Below are 24,266 nucleotides of genomic sequence, written 5' to 3'. Positions count from 1 at the left end.
GGTCTACCAACCTCCTATGATCGGAATGAACCGTTCACCGCGTATGTGAGCCAGCTCCTTGCGCTCTTTGCGAGTTAGAATAACGTTGCGGTAGCGTTTTTGAATTTGCTCAGAAACACTTGACAGACCGATTGTGCCAGGCTTATAAGGGCGCTTATTTCCCCTATAACGTTTTTTGGGTATTTGGTTCGGATTATGATTCATGGGTAATTCCTCCGATTGGTTTGGTTTATAATTCAGCGAGCTCTTGCTCAAGCCTTTGAATTTCTTTAAGTGTCATGTCGATAAAAACATTGGTCATGGTTGCTAACAATTTGGTTTCAAAATCATTTTCATACTGATTTGATTGATCAAATCGCCCGATTTCTGTATTGGTTCGACTACCCAATGTATAGATTTTCACCTGAAACGCATGCTTTGCTGCATCGATCTCTTTAACGAGTTTATCGATTTGATCAACTAGCGCCTGAGCCTTAGCAGCGCGCTCTTGATAATGCTTCAATGTTATGCGGTCCACATTAACCCTCCTGTTCTATCCCGGCAGCCACCATAGCGATGACTGGGTCATATACACTACAAATGCCCTCAACAATCTCATCCACCATCTTGAAAATGAGGCTCAGTCGTGTGGTTTGTAAGACGAAATATTCCATGAATCCACCTACATTGACGATCCCACTGATTCCGTAATCACCGGTCGGTGAAAGCTCTTTACCAACTCCTGAGCCTGGATGTATTGGGCCCTTTTCGACTTTAACCCTACCTACGCTGCTCATTTGTCCCAGACAAGCATCGATAGCGACGATGACACGATCGTCCGGAATTTCATCAACCAGTTCATCAAGGTTCTCAGCATGACAAGGATCGTCTATTGTACCGATGACATTCGGGAATCCGAGTTGTTTAAGGCGAGTTCCGACTAGTGGACCCAGAGAATCACCAGTCGATCTATCGGTGCCTATGCAAACAAAATGCACCTTGTGAACAGAGACGCTAGGCAAAACTCTTAGAAATTGGTCCAAGTTAACCCTTCCTTTCAATGCTTATTTGCCTACAGCAGCCGCGCAATCGCTGCAAATCAACTTGCCATGATGAGTTTTCAAAGCGTCCAAACTTCCGCAGAACACGCAGCCTGGCGCATATTTTTTGAGCACTATTTGCTCACCGTTAACATAAATTTCAAGGGAATCACCTACATTAATATCCAATGTGCGGCGCAGCTCAATCGGGAGCACAACACGTCCTAACTCATCTACTTTCCTTACAACACCGGTTGCCTTCATCATTTAAAAGCCCTCCTAATTTAAATGTTTAATGTTCTTTAAAATATCTCGCAGATTTGCGAGTTCTGATTTTTCCATTCCGACTATGGTCGAATTTACTTTGCCTGACTTCTTAAACCTTTCACGAAAAACCGCGGGGATGCTGACCCAATGGAATAAGCTATTTGTGACAATTGCATTATTGCTGCCGTCTTGCCTTTTAATAATCAAGAACCATCTACCGCCGAAGCCAAGGAATGGAGCCTTTGGATCTACAACTCGACCTCTGTCGGCCTCAATGTAGTAAATTGAATCCTCTGTGATAAATGCTTCATTTGAACCAAACCCGTTCTTGATTCGAAAATCGCCTTCATAATTCAGGATCGCTTCATACTTTTCCTCGCACTTCAGACAAACGTAATCACCATGTTTCTCCGCTTGTTGCTTAATCTCAGAATCAGTAATCGAATCAGATCCCCAGCCACACGACTTGCAGCATGTGATTTCTCTTTCAGTCAATTCGCGTCTTCCCTTCTTGCCAATTCCGCTCGCTTAACGGGATTCTGCTTAACTGGTTCTTTTTAGCTATGAACTCCGTTTGGAGTTTACGGAATACTTCAGTCGAAGACTTACCGGCTTGAACGAGCTCGAGTCTGAGACCATCAAGCTCCGGCATTGTATTGCAATTCTTTATTTTTTGAATCAATTGATTCATAGCCGACCCTTCCCTTCTTGCCAGCACCGTGTTAAACTGGCGTTGAATTGTTTGGTGCAGACCTGACGCGGCTCCTACCCCGCTGATAGGTCTTTTTTTTGTTTGAACGGAAGCTTATCATCGACCGCGATCGTCTTCCATTCCACAATAACTGGCATATTCTCGATATGAACGATCAATTGCTTTTCTTCATCCAAAACATGAAATTCGGAATGAACGTGATCCTCGTAATGTTCGCTCATGTTTATAATCTCAATCACGACTTGACCGTTTACTTCTTCGCCGACAGTATAGGTCCTCTGCAGGTTCTGGCCGACCGCGATCGATTGGATAACCGTTTCATTTGACACTGTTTTCACCCCCTCTCAAGCTCTAAAACCACTAAAAATGCCGTTTTGGGCAAAAAAATAATAGGGCTAGCTGTTTTCAGCTATTCACCCGGCCACGGACGCGGCTCCCAAACAGAACGGTTATAAGTCTGCTGCGCCCATTCAATGGTCAATTTATTAAGGTAATTCACTAGAAAGGTGTCCGACACGACAACGGAGCGAAAATCCGCATCGCAAAGTGTTTCGATATCGCGCTCGCCGATCATAGCGTTATCCCCTTGGCAGCAAGCTGCCTGTCTCGCCATTCTTCAAAAGGTGTTCCTAATATTTCCGGCTGACACACCTTGACGTGATCCGAATGATAGAATGTAGCAAGCCTGTCCACCACATGAGCCACACTACCGGCGGGCTCCGCTTCAGCGATTACAATTTCATGAGCTGCGCGAATCGTCTCTTGTGCCTTACAATCGGCTACCATACGGGCAGCTTCATGGCCTTTCATCAAGCCTGTTGCATAGACGGGGCCGGACGTGAGTCCGATCGCTTGAAGCATTGGCTTGAAACTCAGGTTTCCTTGTTGCATTAGAATCAATCTCCTTTCGATTAGATAAGCCCAACATCGCCGCGTGTGCGGTTACCTAGCGGTAGACGGCGGTTAACATACCTTGTGGCTGAACGGTGCTGCGAAGGGCGAGTCGTGTCTTTCGGGACAAGGTATTCGTCGTATTCTCCCGGCCAAGAGGAGCCTACTCTGAAGATGAAGTACATGCTGGAGCACCTCCGTGTGGAGCGTCATACATTTCAGAAAATAGGAAGCTCAACGCTTGCCCATGTATTTCATTGGCTCCGGTATTAGGTGGCATTGCCACACACTCAGCTCGGACTGCTGACATGACTTCACGAAACGTTTTTGTTCTTGCCTTCGCTTCAGCAATTATTTGGCGAGCTCTTTCACTGGCTGTCATCAGTTGATCACCTTCCTAGGGAACCAAGCATCAATATATTTAATCACGTCCAGCAAATCCTTCCGAAGCACATCGCGATAGCTCGGCACTGCCCAGCGGTCTTTGATCTCACGATACAATTCGCGAAACATTGAACTGCGTTCGCTTGCGTCCTGGGTGAAGTCGTAAACGCGAGCCCCCACTGCCTTCTGTATGCGCCGTTGCTCCCCTTGCGTTAATGTGATCTGCGTCTCGACCTTCTCGTCAATCTCATCGATACGACTCTCGAGTTGCTGGACCTTTGTATCAACAGCGAAGATCGCTCGGACTTCAGGACTTAGATTGGCGTAAGGGTCAGAGAGCTGCTGGCGCATCCGGTTAAATTCACCGATATACATTTCTTTGAAGCGCGCAGCCTCTCTTCCTGTGTAGCCCATGACTAGAAATGAGAAACCGGATTCGGTGATCAAAAATTTCGGGTATATGCGACCCCGTTCGTTGATGTAAGTTGACTCTCCAAAGTTGGCGAGTGAGAATTCCTTGCTACAATCCATATCACGTATGTCACGAAGCACTTTATCATGCTCTTTGCCAAACGTTTCGGCAACGAGCAAGCTGTCGGTAACCGGTTGACCGTTTTCAATTCGTACAAGAATGTTCATTTTCAAATACCTCCATTTGTTTTAAAAGATAATTTCTTTATCTTCATCTTCTATTTCATTCTGTTCGAGTTCATATTTAATTTTCAAACTAAGTACCACACATACTTTTTTAATCGTATCCTCATTCCACCGTCTTTCTCCCGATAAAAGATCACTTATATGTTGAGCGCTATAGCCAGTCAGTCTTGCTAGCTCAGAATTTTTCATTCCTTTTACTGCTGCAACTTTCTTCACTATTTGCGAGAAACTACTCATATTTGTTCACCTCCTGAAATAAATATTAAACAAATAGCTTAACAATAACAACGAGCAAAATTAAGCATATAGCTTCATAATTAAGCATTTAGTGTATAAAGTAAACTATTTGCTTCATTTATCTGATATTTGCTCATTTTTTAAGCTATTTGCTTGTTGTTACAATAATTTGTAAGTGGTATTATTTAAGCAAGCTATTAGCTTACAAATCAGGAGGATTAATGTATGAATACAACTCATCGATTGAGAGAAATCAGACTTAACTATAGAGATATAACAGGCAGAAAGATTAGCGGAACAAAAATTGCGAGGGATTTAGGAATAACTCCTCAATATTATTATGATATTGAAAGAGGAGAACGTAATTTAAGTTCAGATATGGCAAGTCAATTAGCAGATATTTTCAATGTTACAACTGATTATCTTCTAGGACGAAGTACTATAATAGCAACTAATTATGATAATTTAATTGACGAACATCATTCCAAACCAACAATCAGGTTAACAAAGAGTTCACTTGTGCCTTCCTCAGCCCCATCAGTAGAAATGATTCAGATACCAATATTCGGAGATATTCGCGCAGGGTACGACTCTCTTGCAGAACAACGAATCATCGGTTATGAAGTTGTCTCCAAGGAGACTGTTAAAGACGGTGATTATTTTTATCTAATAGTAAAAGGCGACTCTATGATTGATGAAGGAATCCACGAAGGTATGCGCGTTCTGGTTAAAAGCCAAAGCCATTGCGAGCACGGAAAAATCGGAGTAGTTATAGTTAACGGCGATGAGGGAACTTTAAAACGAGTTTACTACGAAGGGGACACTGTTGTTCTCCAGGCAGCTAATAGGGATATACCTCCACGTATCTTGCCGATTTATGAAGTACGTATACAAGGTCAAGTTAAGAAAGTTGAGTTTGATGTGTGAAGGCTAAATTATCAGTTTACTTTGATTATATAGAGGCAGAGCTCGTGCCTGTGTGGATGATCTTGAAGTTTAAACAAGGGGGAGTTGACTGGACTCAAGATTATATCTATGTGCCGGTTAACCTCCCCTTTCATCGTTATATGTCTGAAGATTTCGATGATCACATTATTAGCCTGTCAATCGCATCAACTGAATTAGTTGTAAGCCCCGAGCGGCCAAATCATTTCGGCATACATCTACCTACTGTAAAGACAAGAATAAATAAACTGAGAGGCGAAAAGTTCGCCCCTCAGTTCTTAGTTGGTGATATTCAGCAGCTGGTTATTCAAATTTGTGATATTGAAGAGGTATTACAGATGAACATAATGTCTTCTTTCACTTGGAAATAGTTTTAATAGATGACTCCAGTCTCAAGCACTGAGGTCTATTTTTATGATCTTTTTTAAGTAAATAATGAAAACTATTCATAAATTTCTCACGGCACGCAAAACAGACTTCGGAAAATACCAATCATTTTTTCGTTGTGTTTTTTTTCCTTTTAATGGTATAGTCACTTTTGTATTCGGCGCCGAATACGTAAAAAAATTGAAGGAGTGTATCATATAATGAAATTTTCAAAATCTATCATTCTCTTAACACTTGCTGCTGTTTTGGCATTTCCTGTAAGTGCAGCGGCAGCAAAAAAGACAATAACAACAGAAGTAACTGCACCTGCAACAGAATCTACAGTGAACGGTATTCCAGAATCTGAAATGATGCATACACAAGATGTTTTGTTAGGGCCTTATTATGATTCTTATGTCTCAAGCTATTCAAGTGTAGTCAATAAATTTAAGTTAATCTCGAATTTCTCACACGACAATACCAGAAACGGCGGAGCCTTTCCAATGCAAGCTTCTATAACTTCGTCCACGACTCAGGGCTCCGAATGGGGTGGCAGTGTCAGCTTTTCTGCAAGTGTAAAAGCTGGTATTATAGGTAAAGTAGGTATTGAACTTGGAGCAGAATTTAAAGAAATTCGCCAAACTAACGAAGCTGTAGGATATGTTGGCACTCTCAGTATCCCAGCGTATAAGACGGGTTACATAAATTTATATTATAAAGGACAATCTTCAGGTGGAGCGCTTCGATATTATACACAAAGCACTCAGGATTTAAAAAAATACTACTACACTGTACCTATCAATGTTAAAATTTATCCAAAAGCACTTGCCATTCATTCCGAGGCTTGGTATCAATAATAAACTAATCTAAATGAAACGGGCCAACAATTGTTGGCCCATTTCAACACGAAAAGGTGAATACTTATGAATCTGAATTTTCAACTAAAAGTAGTAATGTTTCTTATTGTTTTGGTTTTAGCTGGGTGTAGTAGTGATGCAGAGAAAGTAAGTATCGAACAAACGGAGAATCAATTAACATCTGAAGTAGATCAGAATACTGAAGATAGTATATCTACGTTAAGCCACATTGAATTTAAAGATTCTTTTATGAAATTCAGAGAATCCTTCAAATCAAACGCGTTTACTGATATTACTCCAGAAGCTGTAGTAAGCAAAACAATTTCTTTCCCAAAAAATAATTTAGATGATATGATATCTGATGCAATTAATGGAGATATCACAACTCCTACTCGTTATGAATCCTTTTATAAATCAAATAAATCGGAATTACTGGTTAAAGTAAATTATATTTACATGCCAGAGATCACAGAGACATCATTTTTATCAATAAATGCAATCAATAATAAAGATAACGATAACATCATAGAAGAATATAAATCCATAAACAGACCTTTATTTGATGAGTATTTCATTACAATGAATAGCACATTAATTGTTTTGAATTTTATAGATAACTCTCAGTTAAAAGATGGGCAAGATTACGAGATAAAATATAAGAAATTTATTGAGGAAGAGTTACTTTATTACGATGATTTTGAAAAAGCATTACTTACATCAGAAAATATAAAATAATTTTTCAATTATAACCGACTGCAGAACATGACGCAGTCGGTTTTTTATTATATCTATTTTTCCCTTTAAAAAGTCGCTAGAAATATCAATTTGGTTTAGTTTAAAGGATTGGCGGAAGTTTTATCTCGTTACCTTCTCTGTCGAGCTTGTAATCAAGAAATCTTAAATCACTAAAAAAATTAAAATGATTATCATTTACTAACGGCGTATCTCGATCGAAAACAATATCATTAAATTTTACTTGGTTTAGAGATGCTTCTAGAAAATATTTATTAGCGAATTTAGGATAATAATATAAAAAAGATAATTCATACTTTGATAACTGAGTAAATAAAATTTGCCTGTAGAACCTGACCTCCTCCCTATCATTCAATGTTAATATTAATTTAATTAGATTATTAAGACTATCCATATAAGGATCTAATACGTCATTGTGTTCTTGATAATGTTCATTTATTAAATCAGAAAGACAATCAAAATTATCTAATTCACTTTTTTCTTTACCATTTTCTTCATGTCGATCAACTCTTGATAACACTGATTCAAATTGAGCATTTAAACTTTCGAATAAATATGTAAATATATCAAATTTGTAATCTATTATTTTTGGTGAGTTTTTAGTTTTTTCAGAAATACCTAGAAATATATTAAACAAATTAAAAAAAGTAGTTTCAAACCTCTGTTGAATTATAAGTTTACCTTGATCAATAGCAATTTGCCTCGTAGCTCTTAATTCTTGAATAGAATTTATAAATTCTTCTTTTGATTGTCTCAGTTCTTCTCTTGATTGTCTCAGTTCTGCTCGCTGATAATTTAGCGAAACTAATAAAATTATAAAAGCTGCTAAGTTCAATAATGGGGCGGCCGATCCACCGATTAAATCTCCGATTACTCCGAGTTCATAAATATCTTGAAAGAATAAAACTACTCCCTCAGAAAATAAGTTTTTTCTATACATATTATTAACTACTAGTATCGCTAAGGGAAGTAATAATCCAATTGCAACTAGAGTAAAAGCCACATACCTGAGCCATTTATTTTTGTCTTCAACTTTATTAAGAAACTCATTTGGATTTTCCATGGTTCACCTCGTTTAATAATATACTAGCTTTGACAAGCTTAAAATTTCTTAGGAAAATATACCCATCAAAAAGAAAATGTAGTAGAATCATACTATATTTTGTTCGAGGGGGAAAGAGTTTGTTTGGTTTATTTGTCGTATTAGGTCTCTTATCTATTATTGGGTTTATTGCTGGTGGGGCCGGTTGGATTGTTAAAAAGTTCACTAAACAGAATGTGAAGAAATTCAAATGGATCTGCTTATCCTGTGTTGGGGTCATAGTTATTTCATTCGGGGGTTGTGCTGCAACTGTTCAGCAAGAATTAGAACTTCCAGATCAATCCTCTACTGCTATCACACCAACGCCTGAAACTTCAGAGAAACCATCTCCTGAAGTAATAGCATCTTCACCTACTGCTACAGCTGCTACAACGAGTGCGATAGTTAAAGCAACACCTGAAGCTACAACTGCTACAGCTACTACCGGTACTACTGCTGAGGTTGCTGACATTACTTTGGAGTTTCCATCAGATCGTTTTCCTGAAACTGCAGCACACATTTTAAATGCCATTGAAAGTGGTAAGTCAGCTGTATGTACGATAGATCGAAACGGTGCTGAAGATAACCGTGCAGAATCCTTAAAAGGCATTGATACAAAAAAGGGGGTTGATAGAGATGAATGGCCAATGGCTATGTGCGTGGAAGGCGGCAAAGACGCTGACATTGCATACGTAACGCCTTCTGACAATCGCGGTGCCGGCTCATGGGTAGGTAATCAACTCGAGGACTTGAAGGATGGTACTAGAGTGTTGTTTGTCGTAGGAAAATCAGACGCAGTAGTTGAAGCTGCGGTACCAAATGCAACTGAAGTTGTCGTCGCTACTGAAAAGCCAGTAGCCACTAAGAAGCCTGCTGCAACAGCAAAACCAGTAGCTACTAAAGCTCCTACTGCAAAACCAACAGAAGCCCCAGTTGTAGTAGAGGAAACTGTTTACTATGCTAACTGTTCTGCTGTAAGAGCTGCAGGTGCCGATCCAATTTATGAGGGTGATCCTGGATACAGTAGAAAACTAGATCGTGACGGAGATGGTGTGGCCTGTGAATAATAATTCGGATACAGGTTATCAAATCAATTTAAATAATATCCTAACTAGCTTAATTCTCATGTTTAGATCTTTGAATAAGAGTTTAATCGAATTTATTGAGGAAAAACAAGAATTCATTCCATTTTCAAGTTGGATATTACGATACCTAAAGCTTCCTCTACCTTTAAAGCTAATAATTGGTTTCCTAAGTGGTTTTATTGGTTTCAATATAGCCTACTGTATCGGATTTATTATTGTTCAAAGCAAAGGGAAAAATGAAGTTCTATCTATTATAACTGCATTTCAAAACCCAATCGATTTTCCGTTTTCTTTAGTTCTTTTTTATTCTTTTATTTTTTCATTTCTATTTATATGTTCATTATTCCCCATTTTCTTTTTTTATTTGATAATAAAAATACATAAAATTATTAATTTGAGACTAATCGAAAAAGGTTTGCGTAGATTTAAGAGAGTAGTATTGGCAATACTATTTTTTTTGCATCACTCTTTTAGCCTGGGCATATGGATCTTACTTCTTAATTCAATTCTCGCCTTATGTTCCATACATAATGCTTTATCAATCAAAAGAACCTGTTATGTTTGAAAACTACCTAAAATCAATCATTAATAACGATACATTATTGATAAAAACCACCATTTTGAATTATGATTATTTTTATAGTGAGGTACTATATTCACTAACAATTGCACATTTTACTATTATAATTTTCATATTATTTTTGTACCCAATTTTTAAATGGTACAGAAGAATTCCCGAGGGTTCTCTAATCAACTTGTTTCCCATCGTCTTAGCAATTATAGTGTTTTTCGGCATTTTCTTTGTATCAACAACACATCTATTCTATCAATGGGGAAATTTCGGAAAGAGTTTATCACAATTCAATATGGATTATGTATCTGTAGTATATACTTTTAACAAAGATATAGGCCAGATTGAAGGAACAAGAATATTTCAGAAAGAAAATTATTTAGTGATACGGGATTCGTGTAATACGATGCATTATATTACCTCAAACGAGGTCCATGTTACCACTCTTACAAAGGGTCCTGTTTGTATTAACAAAGATACACCAATCAAAGAGTAAACATATTGCTCCTAACCATAATGGTCAGGGGCTTTTATTTTACAACACGTTCGCATTCGTTCCCCTATACAATATTGTACAGTGGTGGTATATTTATATCGGAGCAAGGGACGATAGCTAAAGGGGCGGTTGAAATGAAATACTTGGAAATAGCAAAAGAAGTTTTTGAGAATAAATGGTTCCTAGCTATCCGAGCTACTAGAAAAGACGAAAATTACAGAGTTGATGATGAGTGCCGCGAGAGCTATGAGTGGGACTTTGAAAATGACTGCTCCACTTATTTTACGACTGGCGAACTCGCTGGCGGCACTTGCGGCGTTGGGATTGATATAGATTGCGACTCTGCAGAAGAATTAGCAGATCGAATCGCAACTACTATTGCTGAGTTTAATTTAATTGGTTACGGTGATTTTGGCGGACAAACGATTTTGATCGCGGGCAGGAGTTTGAACAAGGATCACCACTTAGATGATAACGAAATTCGGATTCGCGGCGCATGGGTGCAAGGAATTATTGAATAACGATCAGGGGGCTTTTGCCCCCACCCCGCAGGAGGGATAGAATGGGTAGGAATCCGAAGAAAACAGTTTTCCCTGGTCAGAAATTCGACAGACTTGAGGTCATACGAGAAGTAGAAAAGAAAGGCGGACGAAGGCACGTCCTTTGCAGATGTGATTGCAAAAATGAGACGGTAGTAAACCTATACAAACTGTATGATGGGCATACGCGCTCCTGTGGTTGTTTAGGCCTAGAGATGATCTTAAAGCCTAAAGCCAAAGACTTGACGGATCAAGTGTTCGGGAGACTGAAGGCACTGCACAGGGACGGTGACAAGTTGGATCATGGCAGTGCAATGTGGGTCTGCCAGTGCCAATGTGAAAATGTGACATCTGTTCCTGCGCGAGAATTAATAAGTAGAAACACAAGCTCCTGTGGCTGTGCGAATGTTGAACAAGCTAAATCGTTGACCGATTATAACAACGAGAATATGATGGTTGATGGCGTCTTTGTTCCGCTGCTCCGGCAAAAAATACAGACCAATAATAAAACAGGAACAAAAGGCGTATCCGAGTATAGAGGTAAAAAAGGACGTATCAAATATATGGCTAATATTACTGTTAAGGGCAAGCGGCATTATCTTGGGGTTTTTGAATCAAAAAAGGAAGCAGCGGCAGCCCGGCAAAAGGCCGAGGGAATCTATCACAAGCCATACTTGGAGGGATCGACAGATGAATAATTGGACGGGTACAGACTCTTGGCAAGGATGGCGAGTCGAGGGTGACACACTATTGAGCCCTACAGGGCGCGCATACAGACCTTTTGATATAGAGCCGAACAAATATACGCAGTCAGATTTAGCGAGGTTATTAGGTGTGACGAGAGGCGCTATAGGGGATCGTTTAAAACGCGGGACTCTACCAGACTTTGACGGTAAAGGTTTTTGGAAATACGAGACTATAAAACATTTGATGCCGTAAACTAAAAAAAGCCCCAGACCAATAAAGGTCAGGGGCTTTATTTTGCTATGGGATGCTTTCCCACGGCGACCGATGCTTTCGGATTTGATAAGAATATACCATATCGTTCCAACTCAGACAAGTATTTTATTGTTTTGGCTGCCCACTTGCTGCCCGCAGCTCATTCGCCAGGCGTTTAAACTCCGCTCGAGCTTCTTTATTTTCAGTTGTTCCATAAGCTGCTTTAAGATATCCAATGATCTTGTTTGCATCTTCCGCTTTCATCTTCGGTTTCACCTCTTCCTTAACAGGCACAACCGGCGCTGCTGCTTTGTAATATTCTTGCAGATATTTTGTAGGCTCAACGACTCCAACCTCTGTAGACGTCCAGCCAAAGCTAGGAGATGCTGCTTTACGAATCTCGTAGTGCAAATGATTGCCCGTGCTCGCGCCCGTGGTGCCCTGCCTGCCAATCATCTGCCCGCGTTCTACCGTTTGTCCTGCCTTAACAACAGCGGCGCTGAGATGGGCGTATAAGTGCAGAAAACCCTTATCGTCTTTGATTGCTACGACAATACCCATCTCTGCTGGTATTCCAATACCAGGTACGCCTTGCTTTGCATACATGACTGTGCCGGCTACAAAAGCGTGTAGTGGACCATTGCCGGGAGTGACCACCAAATCGACGCCGCGGTGAAACTTGTTAACGTGAAGTACAGGATGCATTCGCATACCGAATGGGCTTGTCAAGCGGTACGAATCATCATAAGTCCAATTAGCCATTCTTACCCTCCCCCTTATCGTTTAGCTGCTGCAATACGTCCCTAATCTTTTGAGGTACAAAAACATTCAACGTACCCAGGTTCTCGATAACAGATAAGCCCTCGCGACCAACATAAAAGCAAATCGCTATCGTTCGGAATATAGGCGCGTCAGGGTGCATCCAGCCGTCAATTCCATAGGCAAGAGCGATAACAAATAAGACAACAATCTTTCGAATGCCGCCCCAGTACATAGTGTCACTATTAACCGTTTTTGTTTTGATAGCGCCTAGCAGCCCTGTTATATAATCAACAGCCATAAGGCCAATAAGCAGCATCATCCCTTTATCCCACCCACCTAGTAACGTGCCTATTACGCCAACAACAGCGGCGAAAACTCCGACCACTGATTCTTTGCCATTAGAGCCAAAAGCTGCCGTGACAATGTTTGCGAAATACTCCTTTAATTGATTCATCGTTAGCCTCCCCAAATTAAAAGGCCCCGCTTAAGCGGAAGCCTCATATTCTTCACCTGTTATCAATTGGTACTCTGCCGCTGTGATTGTGTTCGTCCGAACGCCATCTTTTACTTGCTCCAAGCTCCATAGATTGCGATCATAAAATCTCTTTATCCTATCAAACCATGCACTCATGCACTAGCACCTCCGGTCATGATCGTGTACCATATATCCGCAATATCCGTGTCGTGCTCAGATATCCTTGCATCCTTAAGCATCGTGTCATACCATAACTCGGCGTTCTCTGCTTCGAGCGTTTCGATCTCCAGTTGTTCTGGAGTCTTTGCCGGCAAGTACTCAGGAATTGGAGCTTCTACAAAAGAAGACAAAAATGATTCAGCCGCAGTTGTAGCCCCTTCTTCTGTATACGGCTGTAGACCTTCCGATTGCGAGTCAAACGGCTGATCGAGAATCTTGTCGTCATTGGAGTTAAAGATTCTAAAACCCCAACCGTCATCAACTTCGTAAACTTCGTATCTCATAGCTTCCTCCTCACAACCCTAGTAAATCGGGTATGTATTTAGTTGGTCCAAAAAAATCTACTATCTTACCGTAGTCAGGGAAGTATTGGCAATAATGTGCCGCAGTCATTTCGAGCAAAGGATACTCGACGCCTTTATTGAGAAGTCCTGCAGACTTGTACCCCGCGTTATACAACATAAAGGATGGTCCATAAAGTTTGCTAAAGAAATTATACCTAGCTCCCTTAGCTGTTTCAAAAGTGGCGGTAAGTTTTTGTGGCCCCTGGTTGGCGTTTGAACCGAAATTCGTAGTCATGTTGCTTATATCGACCCAGCAATGACCGTAGCCATCCGACACAGACATAAAAAAGGTGTTATTCCAAGTGAACGATTCCTCTGGCTCCATGCCCGAACCTCCCGCACCTGTCAGGCCGTCCACAGTAACAATAGCACCAGTATTTTTATCGACTCGGAAATATGCACACCAATTGATAGTTCCTCCGTAGTTACTGCCCCAAACAATGTAGTTACCTATAACGTGACAATGTGAAATAGCGCCACCCGCCCAACTAAGGGCGTACGGAATAGATGCTAATAATGACCACGTATTTGTGGCAATATGGTATCTATAAAGATAGCCAGTATCAAAATCTACTCCTTTCCTGCCCGCTACGTATATATAGGTTCCATCCGAGGAAATTTGATTTGAGTTGCTACTCAAACGGACGCCAGAAGCCGAAGTATTTGGAGCGGTCGCTAATTGAGTTACGGTGTTTGTTTGTATATCCCATCTCCAAAGCGGTTTATCCCATCCGTCAGCTGTATAGCCTAACATGTAAAGGTATCTTCCTACTACCGCCCCATTAACGAAATTGGACTCGCTTATAGCAGTTCCTGCGGCTGTTACATTAACACGATTTCTAAAATCCGCAAAATCAGGAGCATTTACTAACCAAGGCGTCCATACTCCGCCAACAAGGCGACGATTCCATGTTTTATTGGAATAAAAATCACTTATGGTCTGAGTACAATAGACATCTGATTGTGTATATTTCATAACGTCTAAATAGCACCAGTCGCTCGGGAAGTCTGTGGGTAAATTAACGCCGTTATTTATATTGTATTTACCGTTGTATATAAGAGTATCAAGGTTAGTCCCAGCTGCGGGCATCTGCGTCTCGTTACTGACTTGTCTCCAAGGTAGCCATACGCTGCTAACTTGTCTTCTCGTCCAAATTCTGTTGTCCTCTGGAGAATACGCTATTTGAACCGTATACGCTCCTAGTGGATACCTTGAAACCTGTATAAAGAAATTCGCCCCCGCTATAGGTACATTTGTGCCGCTTCCAATGTGATACCAACCGTCTACTATTAGAGAGTCAGCGTTGCCGGATGTATTTATCATCTCCTTACTAACTTGAGTCCAAGCCAGCCAAGTGCCGTTATTATTCCGGCGAGTCCATACGCGGTTATCGCCTAAAGCATAGGCCGTTTGTGTGCAATAAGCGCTCGTTGTGGCGCTGCTGTTGACTACCTCTAAATAAAAGTACGCACCCGTAACAGGCGCGTTTGTCGGCGTGTCAGCGTAGTATCGACCAGTATTTACTACAGTGTTTAAGTTTGTGGCAGGGGTTAGTACTTGAGTCTTTGCCGTCAAAAATGCCGAATTCCAATTAACTTTTTCCGCATCCGTTACAAAGCGATTACTCGCATCTTGAGCAATAATGGAAGGTGGATGATTAGCTGGGTGAGTATAAGCAGTAGCGCCTGCTGCGATCCCGTCGAGCTTCGTTATTTTCGCGTCAAGCAAATCCGCGTTAACGTTAAAGTTGTCGACCGTTGCGTCATCGGTCGCTTCGTATTTTTTGATGCCGCTGGGTAACGTTATCATTGCGTAAGCTCCTTTACGTTTAAAATGCGAAAAAGCCAACGGAGAGAATCCGAAGGCTTAGCGTTTTGTTGCGTAGTGTGATCCGAATGATCAACAATTTATGCATCATACGTACTTGGTCTGTTATTTTTGACAATCGCTCCAGCAGTTTTTGCAGCTGCAATATCGCCAGAGAATGCGATGCTTGTTGCGGCGTTATCAATTGTTGTGTTGTTTTGAAATCTGAGGTTACTTGCAGCCCTGATCTGGTAGCCTGTGGTTCCTTGTCCAGTTACATCGTTTTCTTCAACACGATAAAAACGAGTTGGCGCAGTAGATATATATACACCTCTATCGAATGATCCTCTGATAGTGTTTCTGCGGACATAGACGTCTGCTGCCGCGACATTTACGGAGAGTCTCAATGCTCCAGCTAATCCACCATTAGGCGTGATTGTTACGTCTATATCAAGATCGTCAGCAATGATAGTTCCTCCCGCGTCAAGGTATACGATAGCATTGCCTCTAATCTTTGTCCTGCGTACAGTGGCATTAACTGGATTAGCGATTGCTGGATCATCATCGTTTGCATTTGCTCTAACAAGAACAGCATAGAAGTTCGTACCCGGCGCAAGTTTATAGTTTTCAATAACTCCACCTTCTAGGGTAAAGTTTTTGGCTCCACGAGATACGGCAATAGCATATTTGTTATTAGTCTTAATATCTGGATTAATAACAACCATATCTTCACTGTAGGTCTTCATCCCAATTGCTAACGACTCTCCACGGAATACAGGGTTCTCAATAGTGAACCCATAGTCTCCGCTAAATGAAGGATTACCCATTGCCCAACCTTCAGAGGCACTGGTTGTACTAATGACCTTATCATTAATACTTTTCGCCCGCTTAGATCCGAGTCCATGCATGTAATACGATACGCCATATGGATGGTAGCTTAAGTTCCCTTCGGAAATACCATCATAAGACCTAGCCCAGTCAACAAGGTGACGAGCATATCTTGCTACGCTATGTTGGGCTCTGCCGCCTAAGCAGTTATCAAACTTAACGACATATCCGTGTCCACCCTGAGCAGGTCTGTACGGGTAATTAGCTTCAATGCGCTCAGCTAAAGGCTCGATGCATCTATGGAAATTGATTGCATGGAGCTGCCATTTATCAAACACACAGCGCTCCACTTGTGGCATCAAACAATACTGATATTGAATCAGGTGATTTGCTCCTGCATCCGCTCCGGGTGAGGTGCCGCCAGGGTCAACTTCTGTAATCGTGCCATTTCGCACACTGGGTTGTTTCAATAAAGTTGTTATTTTTCGAACAAAAGGGGTAGTGTCGTACGTCCATTCAGCAGGTCTCGCCAGTGAAATGGTATCTCCGCTTACATTCGTAATTAAGTTGATTTCATAACGGCCAGTGTAAGGAAAACCTTCTCCATTCCAAGAAGCAATTACTTTGCTATCACCTAGAATAATGTAATCGTTTTTCGAAAAGTTAGCTCCGACTCCTGCAGGCAATGTAATGGAAATATCTTTTTCGTTTACGGTTGATGTGAGGTTATACTGCGTACCCAATGCGCCTTTAAACCAGATTGCGGGGGTTCCGCTTAGCCCCGCGCCTGTCGGATCTACCGTTACGATTGCGCCATTGAAATTCAAGTCTAACGATTTGGTCGAAACGATATTGGTGAAAGAATAAGTAACCGATGGATCAAAGGCTAACGTTGAATATTCTGGAGCATCATCTATCGCTCGTTGAATTCGTGCGGTGTCATCCGTTTCGCTTCCCAATCTCGGATATCTTTCGATGAGCACTTCCCGTGAAGCAATATACGCCAACTGCGCAGTATGACCACCTACTACCTCGTCAACCTTACGGAAATTCTCGTTTATCTCTTCGCGTATAACACGGTCGGGTCCCGCCCAGTCGTTAAGCAGTAAATTCGGTGTTTTATTCGTCGACAATTACGCAACCTCCCACGTTTCTAATTCGCCAAATGTCAGTGCCGCTACTTCTATTCCGCCGAACGTTGATCCCGCTAATTCGCTGATTAATGTATACAAAAACGTATAATCAATCGCAATGTGTGCCGGAATGATCTCGCGTATAGCCGTTTGAACGTCGGTAATATTCGCAGGTACTCCGCGCGAGCTTACGAAGATGATGCCTACCCAATTCGGTTTGTACGGTTCGAATTTGCGCGGTAACGCTGTCGCTGCTCCGCGTATTAGCATCGAGTTTTTAAACGTATAAACTCCGGAAGCTGCGTTCTCTAAGCTGACGTAGGAAATACGTACATATGCGCTATCAGCGGGCACGACGAACGATTTAGCTCCACCAACTCCACTAAGACTCGCGGACAATTCGTTGAACGTTAGCGGTTCGATTTCATCCCACGTGTACGTCTCTACGGAGCCCCATGTTAAGCCATCGAGTGACGTTTTAATCCCGCCGCTGTTATACGAATCAATCCAGACAGTGCCTTCGTTGCATTCGATGAAAAACGTATATTGTTCACCAGGCACAAGTGCTCTATCGAACGTACTTATTTGGTCCGCAGCAGTCGCAGTTAACCGCAGTTCGTAGTCACCGATTACAACTGCGTTCGCGTGCATCGTCCAAGTTTCGAAATTGCGGCGGAAGTAATTACGGTTATACTCCGTAACCTCTACGTCACCATTCGAATATGCTTCCGCTATACTCTTAATCAAAGAAGGCGTTACAGTGCCAACACCGCGCAGCTTAGACTTAATTACGCTGCGGCGCTGATCGTAAGGTTTCAAGGCATCCGTAGGAATATTCAACATCTTTTCCCAACGAGCTGAACTCCATGTTGCTGTATCAATAAAACGTTGCTCTAGAGCGTCGACTATAAAAGCGCCCAATCCGTCCAATTCTTCCCCGTCCGTCTGAGAGATCACACGAAAGTCCTGTATTTCCTCATAGTAATCCGGGAGATGATCGAGTAGTTTCAGGCCCATGGGGCTTGTGACATCATCCATTCAAGGTCACCACCCCCGCGATCGCCACTTGTCCCGGTGTAATCGCGATATTAGTCACTCCTCCATTAACCAGTAATTCAGAGAAGTCCAACACCCCCGGAGTGTCTAATAACAGAGATCCGATCCTTACATATTTAGGCGCAGGATCAGTAGCGAATGCGATGCTCTTTAAGTAAGTTTTCAATGTAGCCAAAAATGAAGCATTCACTTGAGCAATCGTCGCTGATCCGGATAACACTACCGTTGCGCTCACGGATATTGCAACGCCTGTGGCGGACGCGACTGTCACAAGTGCACCAATAGGCGCTACGCCTTCGCCTGTAGTTCCGGATAAAGGGTTAATGAATTCCTGCACATTACTTACAAGCAGCGCGCTCGCCGGTAGTCCTTCGCTGTTAACTATTACGACTTTGACCGTTCCAGGACCGTTGAACAAAGGATGAATTTGTACATTGCCTACTCCCTCGATAGACATTGCCCACTTTTTATAATCAGCTATATTTCCGCTTAAACCCGGACTTTGAATTCGGGAATAGTATCGCGTTCTTAAAATATCATCGCTCTCTTCTTCCTCACCAGGAACAAGTACATCCGTTAATTCAGCTCTTACAAGCCCGGGAACATAGTTGATTGGTAACAATGTTCCAAATCGCTGGTTTCCGATTATCCCCTTGGTTTCACAAGTCAATGTAAAAACACCCAATGAAATCTTGCTCGTCACCACATAAGTCAAAACATCGATGCCGAACCTGCTGTTAATCGGCACATCGATTAAAGCATTGTTACTATCGCGAAATTCCCCACGCCTGACTGCATAGGTTGATAAGTCGCGATTAATCCCAAACTCCATCGTCTTCCTTGATAGGTATTCGCCCGTCGCAGTGTCAGCAAAGGAGAGATTAGTATTCAGATCCAACTCAATGTACATTTGAGCAAGTTCGGCAGCTGCAGGGGCGCATGCGTCATATATAATGCTGCCTTCCCTTTTATCAATATTATTGGATACACGGTCCAGCATTCGACCTAATATAAACTCGTACGTATAGCTTTCGTACAATTAGTTCACCTCCTGCACCGCATCAAAATTGCCAAATGAGCTGACCACAGTAAAGTTTACTTTCATACTGTCATCCGAGGTGCTTATTCTAACGTTCTCAACGGCCTGTATACGGTCGTCTTGCGTTAGCCCCTCGGTTATTAAGCGCGTTATCTCGGACTGCACATACAGCGGACTGCGGCCTAATAGCGGCGTTAATTCATGTCCATAGTCAAAAGAGTAAATGTCATGTTGATAGCGAGCTGACTGTAATATCTTGTACACTGCTTGCTTAACCGCTTCTAAGCCGTCCACATTGCCCAGCACGCGCCCGTTCTCCAAATCCAGCCTGTAAGTCATGGACGGTTGTTGCTCGAACTCTACGGGCGTATTTGCGAGCTCTGCACCTGTTGGAATCATGAGTCCACCACCCTATCAATCACTATGAACTGTTGACCGCCTTGTACCCGCGCCATGAGGACCTTGTCGCCCGGCGTTAGCCCTGGACGGATTATATATTCCGTCATGCCAATAACAAGTTTAAGTTCTTCGGTGGCGGAGGTCGTAATCAAAAAATCAGAAGTTAATGTTAAACGTTGATCCACCCTTACACTAAGTGGATCGACGGTAACAATCTCGCCAAACAAAAAATGCACCGGACGACTTGCATCCAATGCATCTAGGGCAGCTCTTTTAATAGTGTCCACTAAAGTCATTTATATCACCTTCAGTTCGAGACTCATTGTATGTTCGCCAGATCCGTCATAATCATGCGAGCATTCATCAATTAAAAAAGGCTGATTAATCCCATGCTCTGGAATAACCAGCGAAACGTAACTACCTGCACGCAAACGGAAATCTCCGATCGCATCCACATTCATAGATTTTGTTTCCCGATTTTTAATCAATGATAGGGTATTGAGAAGCTGATTTATTTGCGCATCGTTCATACTTTCATCAACACTTTGATAAAGCTGCAGTTGACCCCATCTAGAAATGTTATTGCTGTCTTGGGCAACGTAGTTTTCACGTTTTCCTGTTTCTTTATTATCTTTATAGAGCTTGATTACGTTATACGTATCGGAGTCAATGGACTGTTTGAAATCATACGCAGTCAATAAACTGCCATTTCCAATATAGAAATCCACGATCATCGATTCAATATCTTTAATGACGAGCTCCCCAAAATCATCGTATAAAATGTAATTCAGACCAGAGTTTTTAAGCGTTAAGGTCAGACTCTTCCAAATAATATCCATCAGACTCTGACCATCCACGAGCAGCTTTGGTATGATATACCCTGTGTTCTCTAGCTTACCCGTCTTAAGTTTGAAGTCCGATGCGATTCTTTTAATAACATCAGTAGCAGTCACGTTAACCATGACGTAGGTGTCCTTATTCATCAAATATCTCGTTTGGTCATAACAAGTTATTGTTCGTTCCACATTGGATCCACCATCGCAACTGAATACATATCCGTAAAAGATTTTGACCCCATCGGCTATGCATCGGACAATGTCTCCATTCTTGACTTTGAAATTGGACCCATCGGAATTAAGATATTTGAACACCAATTTAGAAGCTTTACCAATGCGATAGGTTGACCAGGTGATTCTTGTTACGATATTTGCTATATTCCAAACGTTCCCATCCTTATTATCGAGCTGCATCTCAAGCATTTGAAGCAGCCCCTTTCGTTGCTGGTAACTTTACCACCATACCAATCGATAAACTTTTCAATTTCGCATCGGGGATCTTGTTCAGCGTTTGAATCTCCTTCCAACGAGAACCGTTCCCGAGCTGCGATTTCGCTACTTTCCAAAGAGTGTCTCCGGCACGAATCGTATACGTCTTGGGAGATTGTTTTTCATTTGCTCTTTCCTTGCTGTTATCAACCATTGTCGCTATGTCAGTTGCAGTAGCAGGACTTATTTTCATTTTTTTGGGGCCGAAGAAAATGTACTGTCTTAATGTAATTGAGTATTCGATATCTCCTCCGCTACCAGCAACCTCGCTCCAATCAAATGCTTCAATCGAAGCAGCCATATTAATCCCAAAGCTGCCCCCATTAAAAATAAAACGGATAGGGCGCTTAGTCCCCATCCATTTTTCGATGTATTCGACATATGCTTTTGGCTCCAGTTGTTTATCTGCTATTACGAAAGGATCGATCGTCACAGCTCCAACCTTATACGTACGGGCTGACAGAGAGGGAAAGAAACCACTAAACGTTACCTCAGATAATTTCTTGCCATGGAGGACGCTAATTTCACCTAGCCCTATAACATCATACGTTTTGCTGTTAGTCCCGTCTGATATCTCTATCTTCCCGGGATTCACTGGCAATTGAAACTCGTCCTCTTTGTTATTGAAACTGAGCCATATTTCGTATTTTATCATTCGTATATCCCCTTAGCAGAAGATGACATTTCCTCTTCCATGTAAACTTTTACCTCGGTTATAATTTTACGAATATCTGAATCATTACGAACATCGCCAGTATGCGTATAGTTAAAACTCGGCGTAAGAGAAACGAAATTTTGAATGTTCTTCATTTCCGCAAGCTCCCGCATCGTCTTCAGGTCCTCACTGGATATATCGACCGTGTCTTTGATCTTGCCTACCTCGCCAACCTTGTCGATGTCACCTATCGGCTTCGATGCTCCTGCGTTCCATTTTTCAAGAGATGCGCTACTATTGGTTTTTGTTCCTTTAGCAGCTTCCTTCTCCGCCCGCGATCTAGCGCGATCGTCAAGCATTTTAACAACGCCCTGCTCGCGCTCCGCTGCATTTGACGCTGCCCTTGCATAAGCAGCATCCTTTTTAACACCTGCAAACTCTAATGCTTTCTCAGCAATGTCTTCAAAATTAAACTTTGCTTGAATTTCATACGATGAACCGGTTAAGGAATTTATGAGCTCAAGCACTTTATTGATGCCGTCTAGGATTCCATTAATAACCGTGTCATATATTTTCCCGATCGATCCAGCCCACCAAACGAAAGCCTGCATGATCCATTCTACCAATTGCCAAAAGTATGCCGGTACTCTGTCGAAGAAATTAAGGATCGAATTCCAAACCCTCATGAATCCAGCAGCAAAAGCATCATTCGTTTTCCATAGGTTTATAAGCCATGCGATCAATCCAATAATCAACGATGCGATGAGAATAAACACGTTCGCTTTCATTGTCGCGTTTAAACCTACCCACGCTGCTCTTAGACCAGAGGTAGCGAGCGTTTGAAGGAAGATTGCTGCCGTGCTTGTTCCTGTCGTGAGGGCTAGATATTGTTGTCTTATAGCTGCAAGCGCCAAGCCTGTTGTCCAAGCCCCGAGAGCCCAAACGATTCCCCAGATAATAGGCCCAATTGTTGACCAATTATCAATTATCACGCCATACAACCAGAATGCGTTGTTAACGAGATTAACGACATGACCCGTAACCCACGCAAGTCCTGTGCTCAACCCATTAAAAAACGGCTGGAACTTTCCATCCTGAAAAGCTTGGTTAAGCATGGAGATCAATGGTAGCAATGCTTCTACAGCCGCGCCGCCCGCGTCAGCCATCATTGACTTAATGTTATTTCCGAGCGTTTCAGCTTGCTTCGCTGGGCTAGCCATCATCGTATCGAAAGCCGCTTGTCCCATCTTTTGTTTCTCGAGCAACATGTCAAAAGCTTTAATAAACCCGTCCATATCCCCAGCCTTACCGAGTTCATCAATTTTAAATCCTCGGATATCTGACTTAGACATATTGAAGCGTTCGGCCAGTGAAACGATATCTCCTGACATAGCTTCCTTCAAAGCAAATGCAGCACCCTCAATCCCATTACCAGCACTGTCGAAGGCGGCCATACGAGATGCCAGGTTGTTTAGTTGACTTAATTGATCCGAATTTTGTGTTGTCGAGAAGAATGAAAGAGTACCTTTCAAAGCTTCGTTAACATCCTGACCAGCAGCTAGGGCTTCTGCTTTAAATTTATCAAACATCGCAGTACCGACTTCTGCGTCACCCGTACGGGCAATAAACATATCCATCATTTTTTGCTGCTGCATCGCTCCGCCTATCGTTGCGCTAACAAGTTTTTGCGCTCCTGCAATAGATATATATGCAGCAGCTATTCCTTTGAGGTTGCTCAGCAGGCCGCCCGATCCGCCTGCGCCTCCACTTGGAGGTAAAGGTGGTATAGGTGGCGGTGGCGGAACCGGAGGAATAGGCGGCGGGTTAAGTGACTGTCTTAGTCTCCTTATCGCTCTCGTGAGAAGCAATACAAGCCTGCGTAAATCTGTCAGCATATCCGTTAATGTTGTTGGCAACGTAACCCGAATATGGGCCTCGATATTCCCGATCTGCGCCAGAATTCGTGTTCTTAGCGTACTGACGTCGGATAATACCGATGACGTATCCATCGTTACGCGGATAGGCAATGCAAGTATTCGTTCTAACCTTGAGCGTAATGAATAAGCCTGGGCCACAGCGCTGCCGCCGTCGATTGTCACATCTATAGCTGCGGACGTAAGTCCTGATCGAATGCGTTGCTGTATCTGTGCGATTTTCTGAGATATGTCACCAACATTTAGCACAACTTCCATTGCTGAGGTGCCGCCGCTGCTAGCTATACGTGCCCGCAGCGCAGTCAACCCACTCTCTACCCTCGCTGTATTAAGCGACATGTACATCGGAGCCTCAACAACTCGCTTCAGTCGTTCTGCTGCGATTGTAGCGGCGCTTAACTTATTGACCATTCGTTGCAAAGGCTGGGTAAACCTATCATATATGCCCAAGGTTGAGCTCACTGTCGCTATTTTAATTACCTCCTCCCTAG

34 protein-coding genes and 1 pseudogene are annotated in these 24,266 nt (G+C 42.3%); 9 read left to right on the top strand and 26 right to left on the bottom strand.

Annotated elements, in window-relative coordinates; all coding sequences use genetic code 11:
* Window positions 1-3: 3 nt before the first annotated feature.
* The 12 genes from AC2TDN_RS11010 to AC2TDN_RS10955 form a co-directional block, all read right to left on the bottom strand.
* Window positions 4-204: a hypothetical protein gene (locus AC2TDN_RS11010; protein WP_484688012.1), complete on the bottom strand. Its 201-nt coding sequence runs from the start codon at window positions 202-204 to the stop codon at window positions 4-6.
* Between the two features lie 25 nt (window positions 205-229).
* A complete protein-coding gene (locus AC2TDN_RS11005) occupies window positions 230-517 on the bottom strand; it encodes a hypothetical protein (protein ID WP_484688011.1) in 288 nt (95 codons plus the stop codon).
* A gap of 1 nt (window position 518) precedes the next feature.
* Window positions 519-1,022 carry a spore protease YyaC gene (gene yyaC / locus AC2TDN_RS11000; protein WP_484688010.1) on the bottom strand — a complete coding sequence of 168 codons (504 nt, stop codon included), beginning with the start codon at window positions 1,020-1,022 and terminating at the stop codon, window positions 519-521.
* 21 nt (window positions 1,023-1,043) lie between these two features.
* Window positions 1,044-1,286, bottom strand: a complete 243-nt coding sequence (locus tag AC2TDN_RS10995; RefSeq protein ID WP_484688009.1) for an AbrB/MazE/SpoVT family DNA-binding domain-containing protein — start codon at window positions 1,284-1,286, stop codon at window positions 1,044-1,046.
* Window positions 1,287-1,298: 12 nt separating this feature from the next.
* Window positions 1,299-1,781, bottom strand: coding sequence for a hypothetical protein (locus AC2TDN_RS10990; protein WP_484688008.1), 483 nt, complete (start codon window positions 1,779-1,781; stop codon window positions 1,299-1,301).
* Window positions 1,774-1,977 (bottom strand): hypothetical protein, encoded by a 204-nt coding sequence (locus AC2TDN_RS10985; RefSeq protein WP_484688007.1) that lies wholly within the window; start codon window positions 1,975-1,977, stop codon window positions 1,774-1,776. Before AC2TDN_RS10985 ends, AC2TDN_RS10990 begins: the two co-directional genes overlap by 8 nt.
* 74 nt (window positions 1,978-2,051) lie before the next feature.
* A complete protein-coding gene (locus AC2TDN_RS10980; RefSeq protein WP_484688006.1) occupies window positions 2,052-2,327 on the bottom strand; it encodes a hypothetical protein in 276 nt (91 codons plus the stop codon).
* An 80-nt stretch (window positions 2,328-2,407) separates the two neighbouring features.
* Window positions 2,408-2,572: a hypothetical protein gene (locus tag AC2TDN_RS10975; RefSeq protein ID WP_484688005.1), complete on the bottom strand. Its 165-nt coding sequence runs from the start codon at window positions 2,570-2,572 to the stop codon at window positions 2,408-2,410.
* Window positions 2,569-2,889, bottom strand: a complete 321-nt coding sequence (locus AC2TDN_RS10970; RefSeq protein WP_484688004.1) for a hypothetical protein — start codon at window positions 2,887-2,889, stop codon at window positions 2,569-2,571. The genes AC2TDN_RS10975 and AC2TDN_RS10970 overlap by 4 nt, the downstream gene beginning before the upstream one ends.
* Before the next feature lie 20 nt (window positions 2,890-2,909).
* Window positions 2,910-3,074, bottom strand: coding sequence for a hypothetical protein (locus tag AC2TDN_RS10965; RefSeq protein ID WP_484688003.1), 165 nt, complete (start codon window positions 3,072-3,074; stop codon window positions 2,910-2,912).
* A 196-nt stretch (window positions 3,075-3,270) separates the two neighbouring features.
* Window positions 3,271-3,912, bottom strand: a complete 642-nt coding sequence (locus tag AC2TDN_RS10960; RefSeq protein ID WP_484688002.1) for a Rha family transcriptional regulator — start codon at window positions 3,910-3,912, stop codon at window positions 3,271-3,273.
* A gap of 21 nt (window positions 3,913-3,933) precedes the next feature.
* Window positions 3,934-4,167 carry a helix-turn-helix domain-containing protein gene (locus AC2TDN_RS10955; RefSeq protein WP_484688001.1) on the bottom strand — a complete coding sequence of 78 codons (234 nt, stop codon included), beginning with the start codon at window positions 4,165-4,167 and terminating at the stop codon, window positions 3,934-3,936.
* Between the two features lie 225 nt (window positions 4,168-4,392).
* On the opposite strand from AC2TDN_RS10955, the gene AC2TDN_RS10950 reads away from it, so the two are divergent.
* The 4 genes from AC2TDN_RS10950 (at window position 4,393) to AC2TDN_RS10935 (ending at window position 7,070) form a co-directional block, all read left to right on the top strand.
* A complete protein-coding gene (locus AC2TDN_RS10950) occupies window positions 4,393-5,094 on the top strand; it encodes a helix-turn-helix domain-containing protein (protein ID WP_484688000.1) in 702 nt (233 codons plus the stop codon).
* Complete coding sequence (locus AC2TDN_RS10945; RefSeq protein WP_484687999.1) at window positions 5,091-5,483, top strand: hypothetical protein; 393 nt, start codon at window positions 5,091-5,093, stop codon at window positions 5,481-5,483. The genes AC2TDN_RS10950 and AC2TDN_RS10945 overlap by 4 nt, the downstream gene beginning before the upstream one ends.
* A gap of 216 nt (window positions 5,484-5,699) precedes the next feature.
* Complete coding sequence (locus AC2TDN_RS10940) at window positions 5,700-6,335, top strand: hypothetical protein (protein ID WP_484687998.1); 636 nt, start codon at window positions 5,700-5,702, stop codon at window positions 6,333-6,335.
* Between the two features lie 66 nt (window positions 6,336-6,401).
* Window positions 6,402-7,070: a hypothetical protein gene (locus tag AC2TDN_RS10935; RefSeq protein WP_484687997.1), complete on the top strand. Its 669-nt coding sequence runs from the start codon at window positions 6,402-6,404 to the stop codon at window positions 7,068-7,070.
* 100 nt (window positions 7,071-7,170) lie between these two features.
* Here the strand turns inward: AC2TDN_RS10935 and AC2TDN_RS10930 are convergent, their stop codons facing one another.
* Complete coding sequence (locus AC2TDN_RS10930; RefSeq protein WP_484687996.1) at window positions 7,171-8,151, bottom strand: hypothetical protein; 981 nt, start codon at window positions 8,149-8,151, stop codon at window positions 7,171-7,173.
* A 419-nt stretch (window positions 8,152-8,570) separates the two neighbouring features.
* Here AC2TDN_RS10930 and AC2TDN_RS10925 point away from each other — a divergent pair.
* The 5 genes and pseudogenes from AC2TDN_RS10925 to AC2TDN_RS10905 form a co-directional block, all read left to right on the top strand.
* Window positions 8,571-8,951 (top strand): annotated as a pseudogene (locus AC2TDN_RS10925) (NucA/NucB deoxyribonuclease domain-containing protein); the annotation flags it as partial.
* Window positions 8,937-9,236, top strand: a complete 300-nt coding sequence (locus AC2TDN_RS10920) for an excalibur calcium-binding domain-containing protein (protein ID WP_484688087.1) — start codon at window positions 8,937-8,939, stop codon at window positions 9,234-9,236. The pseudogene AC2TDN_RS10925 and the gene AC2TDN_RS10920, both read left to right, overlap by 15 nt.
* Before the next feature lie 1,219 nt (window positions 9,237-10,455).
* Window positions 10,456-10,842 (top strand): hypothetical protein, encoded by a 387-nt coding sequence (locus AC2TDN_RS10915; protein WP_484687995.1) that lies wholly within the window; start codon window positions 10,456-10,458, stop codon window positions 10,840-10,842.
* Between the two features lie 41 nt (window positions 10,843-10,883).
* Entirely contained in the window at window positions 10,884-11,558 is a 675-nt protein-coding gene (locus tag AC2TDN_RS10910) for a hypothetical protein (RefSeq protein WP_484687994.1), read from the top strand.
* Window positions 11,551-11,799 carry a DUF3653 domain-containing protein gene (locus AC2TDN_RS10905; protein ID WP_484687993.1) on the top strand — a complete coding sequence of 83 codons (249 nt, stop codon included), beginning with the start codon at window positions 11,551-11,553 and terminating at the stop codon, window positions 11,797-11,799. The genes AC2TDN_RS10910 and AC2TDN_RS10905 overlap by 8 nt, the downstream gene beginning before the upstream one ends.
* Before the next feature lie 126 nt (window positions 11,800-11,925).
* Here AC2TDN_RS10905 and AC2TDN_RS10900 read toward each other — a convergent pair whose 3' ends face one another.
* From AC2TDN_RS10900 to AC2TDN_RS10840, 13 genes are all read right to left on the bottom strand, one after another.
* Window positions 11,926-12,561 (bottom strand): M23 family metallopeptidase, encoded by a 636-nt coding sequence (locus AC2TDN_RS10900; protein ID WP_484687992.1) that lies wholly within the window; start codon window positions 12,559-12,561, stop codon window positions 11,926-11,928.
* A complete protein-coding gene (locus AC2TDN_RS10895) occupies window positions 12,554-13,015 on the bottom strand; it encodes a phage holin family protein (RefSeq protein ID WP_484687991.1) in 462 nt (153 codons plus the stop codon). Before AC2TDN_RS10895 ends, AC2TDN_RS10900 begins: the two co-directional genes overlap by 8 nt.
* A gap of 30 nt (window positions 13,016-13,045) precedes the next feature.
* Window positions 13,046-13,192 carry an XkdX family protein gene (locus tag AC2TDN_RS10890; protein ID WP_484687990.1) on the bottom strand — a complete coding sequence of 49 codons (147 nt, stop codon included), beginning with the start codon at window positions 13,190-13,192 and terminating at the stop codon, window positions 13,046-13,048.
* The gene (locus AC2TDN_RS10885) at window positions 13,189-13,539 is read right to left on the bottom strand and encodes a hypothetical protein (RefSeq protein WP_484687989.1); all 351 of its coding nucleotides are present in this window, start codon (window positions 13,537-13,539) and stop codon (window positions 13,189-13,191) included. The genes AC2TDN_RS10890 and AC2TDN_RS10885 overlap by 4 nt, the downstream gene beginning before the upstream one ends.
* Before the next feature lie 10 nt (window positions 13,540-13,549).
* Entirely contained in the window at window positions 13,550-15,409 is a 1,860-nt protein-coding gene (locus AC2TDN_RS10880) for a hypothetical protein (protein WP_484687988.1), read from the bottom strand.
* Between the two features lie 98 nt (window positions 15,410-15,507).
* Window positions 15,508-17,367, bottom strand: a complete 1,860-nt coding sequence (locus tag AC2TDN_RS10875) for a right-handed parallel beta-helix repeat-containing protein (RefSeq protein ID WP_484687987.1) — start codon at window positions 17,365-17,367, stop codon at window positions 15,508-15,510.
* The gene (locus tag AC2TDN_RS10870) at window positions 17,368-18,405 is read right to left on the bottom strand and encodes a putative phage tail protein (RefSeq protein WP_484687986.1); all 1,038 of its coding nucleotides are present in this window, start codon (window positions 18,403-18,405) and stop codon (window positions 17,368-17,370) included.
* Window positions 18,398-19,462, bottom strand: a complete 1,065-nt coding sequence (locus AC2TDN_RS10865; RefSeq protein ID WP_484687985.1) for a baseplate J/gp47 family protein — start codon at window positions 19,460-19,462, stop codon at window positions 18,398-18,400. Before AC2TDN_RS10865 ends, AC2TDN_RS10870 begins: the two co-directional genes overlap by 8 nt.
* A complete protein-coding gene (locus AC2TDN_RS10860) occupies window positions 19,463-19,861 on the bottom strand; it encodes a DUF2634 domain-containing protein (RefSeq protein ID WP_484687984.1) in 399 nt (132 codons plus the stop codon).
* Window positions 19,858-20,157, bottom strand: coding sequence for a DUF2577 domain-containing protein (locus AC2TDN_RS10855; protein ID WP_484687983.1), 300 nt, complete (start codon window positions 20,155-20,157; stop codon window positions 19,858-19,860). Before AC2TDN_RS10855 ends, AC2TDN_RS10860 begins: the two co-directional genes overlap by 4 nt.
* Window positions 20,158-21,120, bottom strand: coding sequence for an XkdQ/YqbQ family protein (locus tag AC2TDN_RS10850; protein ID WP_484687982.1), 963 nt, complete (start codon window positions 21,118-21,120; stop codon window positions 20,158-20,160).
* The gene (locus tag AC2TDN_RS10845) at window positions 21,113-21,841 is read right to left on the bottom strand and encodes a LysM peptidoglycan-binding domain-containing protein (protein ID WP_484687981.1); all 729 of its coding nucleotides are present in this window, start codon (window positions 21,839-21,841) and stop codon (window positions 21,113-21,115) included. The genes AC2TDN_RS10850 and AC2TDN_RS10845 overlap by 8 nt, the downstream gene beginning before the upstream one ends.
* On the bottom strand, window positions 21,838-24,195 hold the full coding sequence (locus AC2TDN_RS10840; protein ID WP_484687980.1) for a phage tail family protein: 2,358 nt from the start codon (window positions 24,193-24,195) through the stop codon (window positions 21,838-21,840). Before AC2TDN_RS10840 ends, AC2TDN_RS10845 begins: the two co-directional genes overlap by 4 nt.
* Window positions 24,196-24,266: the final 71 nt, after the last annotated feature.

Source organism: Paenibacillus sp. Y660 (assembly GCF_057221575.1).
The sequence above is the reverse complement of the archived record's forward strand: the minus strand, read 5'-3'. Positions and strand labels throughout refer to the sequence as shown.